Origin of the sequence: Flavipsychrobacter stenotrophus (genome assembly GCF_002954265.1) — a bacterium.
Taxonomy (GTDB): Bacteria; Bacteroidota; Bacteroidia; order Chitinophagales; family Chitinophagaceae; genus Flavipsychrobacter; species Flavipsychrobacter stenotrophus.
On record NZ_PPSL01000003.1, the window covers coordinates 477,746 to 490,139 of the forward strand.

Genomic DNA, 12,394 nt, shown 5'->3' on the forward strand with positions numbered 1-12,394 from the left:
TGTTTTGGCTGAAATGCTCTGTGGTATTGAGTTTCAGGGTGTTTTAACAACTTTCCTAAAACTTCCACTTTCTTCCACTTTTTTCCGATTACTTCCACTTTTTTCTTTCTGTGCCTAGACGGCTGCCTGGTTGCTGCAGGGCTGAAGATCTTCAGCCCCTACGTGTGCGGGGGTGATCGTTTTTCATATGGGTTCATAATGTCAAAGAACGTACAGATCTTCATCTGAATTGGGTGCAAATTAATGTGAGAAAATGACATGATAAAATAAACATATCCACAAAATTTGCGGAAAAATCGGCTGTAATGCCCTATGGGTAAGGGTTTTAGGGTAGTTTTTTTGTGTGGATATGTTTTTTTTCGGGGTATAGTCGACAAAAATCCTGCCCTAGAAGGTAGGGGAAAAGGTAGGTTGAGGCACAATAATCTGTGAATCAGCTACCTACCTGATATAAAGCGATGATTTTAAGTGATAGTTAGTGCTGTGGTGGATATATATTGGATGTAATCTGTATAAATAAAGTAACTAAGAATTAAATAATTGCAAACAATGTTACTTATCAGCTAATGATACACATATTTTAAAGTTGTTTTAAAGGCTGGAATTTATTAAGTTTACGTTAATGTTTTTTTATTTAATAAGCTTATTATGAAAAATATCTACTCGCTAAGATCTCTAATCATGCTGATAACTGCAATTTGTATTGCAGGCGTTAGTAATGCTCAGTTAGCATCTACCTATAATTTTACTTCGCTAACCGGTACATACAGCTCTATATCCGGAACGGGTACTTACGTGGGTGCGGTATGTGCCGATGATGCCAACCAGGCTGCCATTCCGATAGGTTTCCCATTTGTTTTTAGCGGCATTACCTATAATACCGTATCGGCGTGCTCAAATGGATGGTTGTCACTTTCGGGAGCACTTCCTTCTGCGGCAGTAGGGCGAGGTAATTCTACGGCAAATGCAACAACCATAGGTGCGGGCTTTTTGATGGCATACTGGGACGACCTCGATGGAGGGTCCTTTAGTTCTCCTGCAGGTACTGCGTACTATTTAACAACTGGTGTTTCTCCAAATAGGGTATTCACGTTTGAATGGAAAGAGTTTACTCCGTTTTTCGTTACTACAAGAGCAAATTTTCAGATAAAACTATATGAAAGTTCTAACGTTGTTGAATACTGGTATGGTACCGGCAATTTTGCAAGCACAACTGCTACTATCGGCATTTCCAATAGTGGTTCAGATTACCAGACACTTTCTGCGCCTAGCGCGGCTCCTACCTCTTCAAGCACTGCGTTTACGACCACCATTGCTACCTCACCCGCAAATGGACAAATATATCGTTGGTATAGTTGCGCGGTTACAGCTTCTGCAAGTAATAGCGGTCCGGTTTGTCCGGGTGGTACGGTTACGCTGACAGGTGTTACAACCGGCACTTCTTACTCATGGGCTGGTCCGGGTAGCTACAGTTCATTATCCTTAAGCCCGGTTATTACTGGAGCTACAGCGGGTACTTACACGTTGTCTGCCACCAACGGCACCTGCACGACCACCGCTACTACCACTGTTAGTTTCCTTGCAGCAGCTCCTGTTCCTGTCATTACCCCATCGGTAGCAACTATTTGTAACGGAGGAAACGTTACACTTACAGCCACAGTACCTCCTACCCCAGGTACAATACTGTCTCAGAATTTTAATACTTCGATTGCGCCATGGGTTGTAGACAATACCGGTAGTACTACCGCCGCTGCATTGTCACCCTTCCAATTGCAGCCTAATGGTTATTTCTATTCTCCATATTCAGTAACCTTTAACAGCCCTGATAATACACAGTTTTTATTGTCAATACCCGATGCGGGTGGTTCCGGCTCTGTTACATCAACACGAATCACATCACCTGTATTTTCTTTAGTTGGGTATTCCGCAGCAACATTTTCTTTTCAACATAATTACAGACGTTGGGCTACCGGAGACGTGAATGTAAATGCTGAAATATCTACAAATGGCGGATTAACATGGACAGTAATTAATAATTATTTTTCGGGCGGCGTGGATGTAGGTGCTACTGGCTCTTTCGCAACTGCCAGCTTTCCTCTAACAGCGTATTTAGGGATGTCCAATTGCATGGTCAGGTTTAACTATACATCTACCTGGGGATTTTGGTGGGCGCTCGATAATATCCTTATTACAGGCACACCAACATCATCTACACCACCCACATGGACTCCAACAACACACCTATTTAGTGATCCAGGGTTTACTACTCCTTATGTAGCGGGTACACCGGCTACCAATGTTTATGTGCATCCAACTACCGTATTATCTCCTATTGTTGTAAACTACGTAGCCACAGTAACCGGATCTGGTTGTAGCTCTATGGATACAACAGCAGTGACGATCAATACACCGCCCACCAGCGTCTCCGCTACAGCGTCGGGTACAGCATTATGCGTGGGTAATACGCTGACACTCACCGGTACTGCTACTGGTGCTACCACTTATTCATGGAGCGGACCGGGTGGTTATTCGTCAACAGCATTGAGTCCGGCGGGTATAACGGTATCAACGTTATCAAGTGGTATCTATACTCTTGTTGCCAGCAGCGTGTGCGGTACTGTTACTGCTACAACAGCATCGGTAACGGTAACAGCAGGCCCGGCAGGTGTTACTGCCACAGCTTCGGCCACAACATTGTGCAGTGGTGATATATTAACGCTTACAGGAACTGCGGTAGGCGGAGTGTCTTACTCATGGAGCGGCCCGGGCGGCTATTCTGCTGCCGTTATGACTCCATCATCTTTTGCGGTAACTCCATCATCTTCCGGCATCTACACATTTACGGCTACCAACACTTGTGGCGCTATTGTTGCCACAACTGCAAGCGTTACGGTTAACTCTATTCCAACTGGAGTATCGGCCACTGCATCTAGCACGGTGCTATGCGCGGGCAATACACTTACATTAACGGGTACTGCTACCAGCCCTATAACTACTACATACTTTTGGAGTGGTCCGGGTGGCTACAGCGCGGCTGTGCTTAATCCTGCAGGCTTTGCAGTTACAACGCTTTCCGCAGGCATCTATTCGCTAACAGCAACCAATGCGTGCGGCAGCAATAATGCTACTACCGCATCTGTAACTGTAAACACACCGCCTACGGCTGTAACGGCAGCAATATCTGCTACACCGCTTTGTGCCGGTAATCCGCTTACCCTAACAGGTACTGCCACCAGCCCTATTGCCACTACTTACTCGTGGAGCGGCCCGGGTGGCTATTCAGCAGCGGTGCTCAATCCACCTGTTATTACTACTACTACCTTATCGGCAGGTGTGTATACGCTTACAGCTACCAACACGTGCGGCAGTACCACTGCCAATACGGCAAGTCTTGTAGTTAATACAGTGCCTACTGCGGTAATAGCTACGGCCAACCCAACCACATTGTGCTCGGGCGATGCATTAACGCTTACAGGTGCTGCTACCAGTACTATTCCTGTAACCTATGGTTGGAGCGGACCGGGCAGTTATTCATCGGCTGTTCAGAATCCACCGGCTATAATAACTACTACTGCCTCTGCGGGTGTGTATACCATTACCGCTACCAATGTGTGTGGTAACACCACTGCTACCACAGCGGCTGTAGTAGTGAATACAGTGCCTACAGCAGTGACAGCTACCCCTAATGCTACAGTGCTTTGCAGCGGTGATGTGCTTACCCTTACCGGTACCGCAACCAGCCCTATAACTACTACTTATTCATGGAGTGGGCCAAATAGTTATTCATCAGCAGTGCTGAGCCCTGCAGGCTTTGTGACTTCCACACTATCAGCAGGTGTATATACTTTAACGGCAACTAACGTGTGCGGAAGCACATCAGCAACTACACCGTCAATTATCATTAATACAGTACCGTCTACAGTTACCGCTACCGCATCTGCCACCACACTATGCGCGGGCAATGCGCTGACACTTACCGGTACATCGACCAGCCCTATTACCACTACTTACCTGTGGAATGGTCCTGGTGGCTATTCATCGACCAACCTTAACCCGGCGGCAATAATTACAACCACATTGTCTACCGGTATCTATACGCTTACGGCTACCAATGTATGCGGTAGTGTTGCTGATACCACTGCCTTTGTTACGGTCAATTCAACACCTACGGCGGTTACTGCTACAGCAGCACCAACGCCGCTGTGCAGCGGGTCTACGCTTACCCTTACAGGTACCGCCACCAGTCCTATAGCAACTACTTATTCATGGAGTGGTCCTAATGCATATTCATCAACTAATCTTAATCCGGCCGGCTTTGTTACCTCTACAGCATCGGCAGGCGTGTACACACTTACGGCTACCAATAGCTGCGGCAGTACATCGGCAGTAACTACCTCGGTTGTAGTTCGTACGGTTCCTACAGGGGTAACCGCAACTGTATCGCCAACAACGCTATGCAGTGGTAGTACGTTATCGCTTACAGGTACATCTACCAGTCCTATTACCACTACCTATTCATGGAGTGGACCTAATAGTTATTCGTCGGCAGTGCAGAATCCGGCACCTTTTGTAACATCTACATTGTCTGCGGGTGTGTATACTTTTACTGCCACTAATATCTGCGGCAGTACTACAGCAACTACAGCCTCTGTTACAGTAAACAGAACCCCAACCGGCGTGACAGCAAGTGCCTCGCCAACATCGGTATGCAGCAGTGCTACGCTTACGCTAACGGGTACTGCTACCAGCCCGATCACAACTACTTATTCATGGTCAGGTCCGGGAGGTTATTCGTCTGCAGTGCTTAATCCTGCCGGCTTTATCACATCAACCTTATCGGCAGGTGTCTATACCCTAACTGCTACTAATACCTGTGGCAGCAGCATAGCCACCACAACATCAGTAATAGTAGTTGGTCCGCCAACGGGTGTTACAGCCAATATTGTTGTAGGGTCTTTATGCTCAGGTTTCCCAATGTCGCTTGTTGGCGGCGCCAGCAATGCTACCAACTACAGCTGGTCTGGTCCTGCAGGTTATAGTTCTACTTTGCTTAATCCGCCAACCTTTACGGCAAGCGTTACATCTTCGGGTACTTACACATTGGCTGCGGGCAACAGTTGTTTTACAGTTACTGCAACAGCATCAATTGTAATAGCGCCACTGCCTCCAATGGGTCCGATTACGGGCATAACAACTATCTGCGAGGGTAGCACCAGTAACCTGGCTGATACAGTATTGGGTGGTGTGTGGAGCAGTAGTAATCCATCGGTAGCTACCATTAATGCAATAGGTACGGTAATGGGTGTGGCTATGGGCACAACTACTATCTCGTATACCAATACTAATACCTGCGGAACGGCACTTGCTACTACTACAGTAGCTGTAATACCGGTTCCTGCATCTACGCCTGTTACAGGGTCATCATTACTTTGCCAGGGTTCAGCATCGCTTTATAGTAATATTATTACCGGTGGTGCATGGAGTACCAGCAACCCTGCAGTAGCTACCATTAACGGTGCTACAGGACTGGCAACCGGTATGATGACGGGTAGTGCTATCTTCTACTATACCGTAAATAATGGTTGCGGTACGCCGGTAACGGATACGTTTGCCGTAAGTGTAATTACCGCGCCTGTTGCAGGTAATATCTTTGGACCTATACGCCTTTGTATTAGCGATACCATGAGGTTGTATAACTATACTACGGGTGGTACATGGCATGTAGTGAACGGCCGTGCGTCAATAACAAGCACCGGTGGCCTGGTTACGGGTAATGCATCGGGTGTAGATACAGCTTACTATGTGGTGACCAATAGTTGCGGAACAGATACTACCCGTTTTCCGTTCTATATATATACGCCTGCACAATGTGCGGCACTGGGCGTAGGTGCGGTTAACGTTACCGACTTTAAGGTGAGCATCTACCCTAATCCTAACTCAGGTTCATTCACCTTGTCGGGCTCATGGATAGAGGGCGATAATGACGCCACCATAGATATCATAGATCTGCTGGGCCAGGTGGTGTACAGGAAGGATATCCTTATAAGCAATGGCAAAATAGATGAGCAGGTGCAGATGGGTAATGGCCTGTCGGCAGGTATGTACATGCTCCGCATCAATTCAGCCAATGCGCATGATGCCATAAGGTTTACAACAAGTCAATAGTATAATACTTCGTTTTATTGAAAAGGGTAGTCGTTGTTATCAACGGCTACCTTTTTTGTTTTTGGAAATTGGATAGCATCGGCCCTGAATTTTACTCGTAACCATTACAGGGCAAAGCGGAAATTTTGTATGATCCTGACATTCTTATGGGATAGTGTTTACACAAAATGCAACCAAAAATTAATACTTGAAGGACTTATGTAGCCTATATGTAATAATTTTTTCTTGTAGAATAAAGTCGTTAAGTTTATAAACTACTAATTAAGTAGACTATTGAATTGGATAATAAACTTTAGCAAGTATGAAAAAGCTATACCTACTAATTGTACTGTTTGTTTCGCTCATCGCTTTAAGAAGCCATGCGCAGGTTAATATTTTGACAGAGAGCTTTGATGCCACTACCTTTCCGCCTACTGCCGCAGGTACGTGGACAAGAGCGCATGTAAGCGGCGGTGCTGCCGGAGATACATGGAAGAGAGCGACAGCAGCGACTTCACTTGACGCCTCTTGGGTTACCGGTAATCCGGGAACACACACAGGTGCCGGGATGGCATATTTTAACAGCTTCAGTTATTCCAGTGGCAGTACTGCAAACCTCGTCACACCAGTATTGGATTTCACCGGTGCAGGTGTGTACACTGTATCTTTCTGGATGTTCAGAGGTGGTGAAGAGGATATTTTCTTTGCATATAATGACAGGGTAAAAGTGTATGTAAATACCTCGGCTTCTGCCACTGGTGCAACAACTCTGGCTACAATAAAACAGGATATTACAGGCGCTCCTGCTGTTTCCAGCGAGGGGTGGTATCAGTATACTTACACTATTCCGGCAAGCTATAGTACTGCAACTAATTACATAATCTTTCAGGGTATATCTAATTTCGGATATGATATTCAGATCGATGATGTTTCTGTAGACTTTTATCCTAATTGTACAGGGACACCACCTGAACCTATTATTTCCGGTACTTCTACCATATGCGCCAGTACATCGTTCGCGCTATCAACTACCACCAGCACGGGTACCGGTATTACCCATCAGTGGCAAAGTGCTTCATCTGCATCCGGCCCATGGACAAATGTTGGAACGGGTAGTACGTATACCTCATCCGGTATTACAGCAACAACTTATTACCGGGTCATAGATCTGTGTACTTTGAGTAGTTTGTCCGATACGTCGACTGTATTTACAGTGAACATTACAACTGGTTTTCTGTGCACCTATTGCACCCCAACTACAACAAGCGGGTGTGCTGATGACCATTTCACCAACGTTACTTTCGCTACGATAAATAATAGTATTGGCTGTACAGGATTGACCAGTGGCGTATCCTTATATACCAGTCCATGTCCAAATCTGACTGCTGGTTCTACGTATACACTTACCGTATCTACATTTGGCTCGTTTGGCGGAGATGATGCCCAGGGGTGGATAGACTATAATCAGAATGGAACTTTCGCTACGGGGGAAAACGTAATGACAAGCTATTCGTCTAGTGGCGATAACAACACGTATGTAGTGAGTGTAACAATTCCTGCAGGTGCTACTCCCGGAATAACGGTGCTCAGATTGAGGTGTAATTATAATGGTATAACATATACTGTTAGCCCATGTAACAACTATACATATGGCCAGACACAAGACTACTATGTAAATATTGTATCACCATGTACCGCAGCGCCAACAGCGGTAACCGCCACACCATCGGGCACTGCGCTATGCGCGGGTAACACACTCACGCTTACGGGCGCTGCCACAACGGCTACTTCTTATGCGTGGACAGGGCCTAATTCATTCACATCAGCATCGCTTACACCTGCATCTTTTACAGTTAGTACCGCCAGCGCGGGTATATATACTTTTGTTGCTACCAATGCGTGTGGCAGTACTACCGTTACCACTACTGCGATAACAGTTACCGCACCACCAAGTGCGGTATTGGCTACACCATCGGCCACTACATTGTGCAGTGGTAGCGTGCTCACGCTTACCGGTGCTGCTACAGGGGGAACATCATTCTCGTGGAGCGGGCCTGCAAGCTATTCGTCAGCTGTGCTCACCCCCCCCTTCTTTTGTGGTATCTACAGCATCATCGAGCATTTATTCATTAACGGTTACCAATAGCTGCGGCAGTGCCACTACTAATACCGGTATGGTAACAGTGATCACAATGCCTACAACCGTATCTGCAACAGCATCAGCGACAACAATATGCCTGGGCAATACACTTACTCTTACAGGTACATCAACCGGCGCTATATCTTACTCATGGGTAGGGCCAGGTAGTTACAGCGCTGCGGCACTTAACCCTCCTGGTTTTGCCACCACTGCGGCATCGGCAGGTATCTATACATTGACGGCTACCAATACATGTGGCAATACTAGCGCTACAACAGCATCTGTAACCATAGTTACGGTTCCAACTGCTGTCACGGCGTCTTTATCGGCCACGCCTTTGTGCGCAGGTGATGCACTTACGCTAACGGGTGCCGCATCAGGTGCCACATCCTATTCATGGAGTGGTCCGGGCAGCTACTCAGCTGCTGTGCTTAATCCGCCGGTAATTACTACATCAACAGCGTCGGCAGGCATTTATACATTGACGGCCACTAATGTTTGCGGTAATACTACGGCTACTACCGCAAGTCTGGTTATTAATACAGTGCCTGCAGCAGTAAGCGCTACTGCTAACTCTACAACTGTTTGTGCAGGCGATGCATTGACACTTACGGGAGGAGCTACCAGTAGTATTCCTGTAACCTATGGCTGGAGCGGACCGGGAGGTTATTCATCATCAGCGCAAAATCCGCCGGTTATAACTACTACCACAGCATCGGCAGGGATATATACGATCACTGCAACTAATGCGTGCGGTAACACTACGGCTACTACGGCATCAGTGGTGGTCAACACAGTGCCTACTGCTGTAACAGCAACCCCTAACGCCACGGCGCTATGCAGCGGCGATGTACTGACGCTTACGGGCACAGCAACCAGCCCTATTACTACTACATATTCATGGAGTGGCCCCAATGGCTATACTTCAACAGATCTAAGCCCTGTTGGCTTTACTACTTCAACATTGTCGGCAGGTGTATATACACTTACCGCTACTAATACCTGCGGTAATACTACCGCCACTACAGCGGCAATTGTTATCAATACTATCCCTTCTGCCGTTACTGCCATTGCATCAGACACCACGCTTTGCGCGGGCGATGCATTGACACTAACCGGCACTGTCACCAATGCCACCAGCTACCAGTGGGATGGCCCTAATAGTTATGTGTCGACCAATCTGAATCCTGCGGCTATCATCACATCAACATTGTCTACAGGGGTGTATACGCTTACGGCCACCAATGGTTGTGGTAGCACAACGGGTACTACCGCATTGGTTACTGTGAACAGAACACCCACATTGGTTACCGCTACCGCTGCACCGACACCGTTATGCAGCGGAGCTACGCTTACCCTTACAGGCACAGCCACCAGCCCCATAACAACAACTTATTCATGGGCGGGCCCTAATGCATATGCCTCAACTGATCTTAGCCCGATCGGGTTCGTTACTTCAACTGCATCAGCGGGAGTTTATACACTTACTGCTACCAATAGCTGCGGTAGTACAACAGCTATTACTGCTTCAGTTATTGTTCGCACTGTGCCAACAGGTGTGACAGCAACTGCATCGCCAACTACTTTGTGCAGTGGTGGTACATTGTCGCTCACCGGTACGTCTTCCAGTCCTATTACTACTACTTACTCATGGTCTGGTCCTAACAGTTATTCATCGGCAGTGCTGAACCCGGCACCTTTTGTAACATCAACATTGTCTGCGGGTGTATATACACTAACAGCTACCAATATATGTGGCAGTACTACAGCTACTACTGCATCTGTTATAGTAAACAGAACACCGACAGGAGTAACTGCAAGCGCAACACCAACATCCGTGTGCAGCGGTGCTACGCTTACACTAACAGGTACAGCCACCAGTCCTATATCTACTACTTATTCATGGGCTGGCCCTGGTGGTTATTCTTCGGCTGTACTTAATCCTGCGGGCTTTACTACAACACCTGCATCGGGCGGGATCTATACCCTTACTGCTACCAACACATGTGGCAATACTACCGCTATAACGGTTTCGGTGATAGTGGTTGGTCCGCCAACAGGAGTTTCTGCCAATATTGTTGTGGGTGCTTTGTGCTCGGGCTTTCCAATGTCTCTTGTGGGTACTGCCACCAATGCTACTAATTACAACTGGTCAGGTCCTGCCGGGTATAATTCGGCATTGCTTAATCCGCCTGCGTTTACAGCAAGCACAGCCTCATCGGGTACCTATACATTGTCTGCCGGTAACAGCTGCTTTACGGTTACAGCTACAGCATCTATAGTTATAGCACCTTTACCAGCCATGGGGCCAATAACCGGCAGCACTACCATATGTGTGGGCGGTGTCAGCAACCTTTCTGATACTGTATTGAGTGGGGTATGGAGTAGTGCCAACCCCGCTGTTGCAACAATAAATGGAATGGGCATAGTTACAGGTGTTACACCCGGAACAGCTATGATCTCTTACACCAATACCAATAGCTGCGGTACAGCACTGGCAACTACTACAGTGACTATCTTACCTATTCCTACATTTATTCCTGTTACAGGTTCTTCAATGCTATGCCAGGGGTCAGCGTCTCTTTATCTTGGTGGTTTAAGCGGTGGCACATGGGCCAGCAATAATCCATCAGTGGCCACTATCGATGCATCTTCCGGCCTTGCAACAGGCATGATGCCTGGTACTGCCATCATATCTTACACGGTGAGCAATGGCTGCGGTGCACCGGTTACAGACACCATTGCTGTAAATGTAATTACTGCGCCCGATGCGGGTAATATCTTTGGCCCGGTGCGCCTTTGCATGAGTGATACTATAAGGTTGTATAACTATACTACCGGTGGTACATGGCATGTGGTGAATAATCATGCTGCCATTACCAGCACCGGCGGATTGGTTACGGGTATTACATCGGGTGTGGACACTGCTTACTATGTTGTAAGTAATATGTGTGGCACAGATACTACCCGCTATCCATTTTATGTATATACCCCGGCTCAGTGCGCGGCACTTGGCGTAGGTGCAGTTACTGTAAATGACATTAATTGTAGCATCTATCCTAATCCTAATGCGGGTTCATTCACATTGTCGGGTTCATGGATAGAGGGAGACAATGAAGCCACAATAGAGATCATAGACCTGCTTGGTCAGGTAGTTTATAAAAAGAGTATAACAATAAATAATTACAAGATCGACGAACAGGTACAGATAGGCGGAGACCTGTCATCGGGCATGTATATGCTGCGTATTAATTCCGCCAATGCACACCAGGCCATTCGCTTTACCGTCAGTCAATAGCCTTGGTAAATAGTTTTTAGCAAAGTAGGGGGAGCCATTTCGTAAAATGGCTCCCCTCTTTTTTGTGTCAATTTTTATTGCATTGAATTTGTAATATTGTACATAAGCTGTTTGCCATGAAATACATCATTTCCATTCTCGCCATCATAGTTTGCAGCAGTTTTACCATCTGCCAAAAGATGGTGTGCAAAGACGGAAAGAAATGGTGGACAATGTACATCTACCCCAGCTGCGCAGACACCACCACGTATATAGAACTCGAATACTACACCCGTGAGGCTTATAAAGACAAAAAAATAGGGGAGAAGGAATGGACCGAACACAAGCAGGGCGTAGCTGTAAGTGAGCGCGTTTATATAAAAAGGGTATCAAAATACTCATCTGATTTCCACACTGGCGACTATACGTCTTATTCTGAGAAGACCCTGCTGAACGCAGACAAAAATGAGTATGAGTCGGTTCGGTCGTTTGGTCATCCGTCAGATAGAATTATACAGGTAAACGATTCTATGCAGATGTATCTAACCTATTTCAAGGGTGGCACTGTCAGGAGGTGTGAACTAGCCAACAGGAACCAATACCACAAGACAGAAGTGGTGGAATGGGATAGCACGTACGCTTACAGGTGGCAGGGCAATCTGGAATTGGTAGCAGAACATGATCGGCTTGATACAATTGTATATGACGATCACTCAGCGCAATATAGGGTTGTTATACTCGATTCAACGCGCAAGGTAGGAGTATGGAAGAAATACGACAATTTCACCGGTGCGTTATTGGATAGTGTAGATCATAAATAATATACAAAACAA

At 46.6% G+C, this 12,394-nt stretch carries 4 protein-coding genes; all 4 read left to right on the plus strand.

The genetic code is table 11. The features are described 5' to 3' along the window. Positions 1-648 precede the first annotated feature (648 nt). A complete protein-coding gene (locus CJD36_RS11990; RefSeq protein ID WP_105039414.1) occupies positions 649-6,165 on the plus strand; it encodes a T9SS type A sorting domain-containing protein in 5,517 nt (1,838 codons plus the stop codon). Positions 6,166-6,466: 301 nt separating this feature from the next. Next, entirely contained in the window at positions 6,467-8,290 is a 1,824-nt protein-coding gene (locus tag CJD36_RS11995) for a GEVED domain-containing protein (protein ID WP_105039415.1), read from the plus strand. After that, on the plus strand, positions 8,241-11,582 hold the full coding sequence (locus CJD36_RS12000) for a T9SS type A sorting domain-containing protein (RefSeq protein ID WP_133162617.1): 3,342 nt from the start codon (positions 8,241-8,243) through the stop codon (positions 11,580-11,582). Before CJD36_RS11995 ends, CJD36_RS12000 begins: the two co-directional genes overlap by 50 nt. A 116-nt stretch (positions 11,583-11,698) precedes the next feature. After that, complete coding sequence (locus CJD36_RS12005; protein ID WP_133162618.1) at positions 11,699-12,382, plus strand: hypothetical protein; 684 nt, start codon at positions 11,699-11,701, stop codon at positions 12,380-12,382. Positions 12,383-12,394 lie beyond the last annotated feature (12 nt).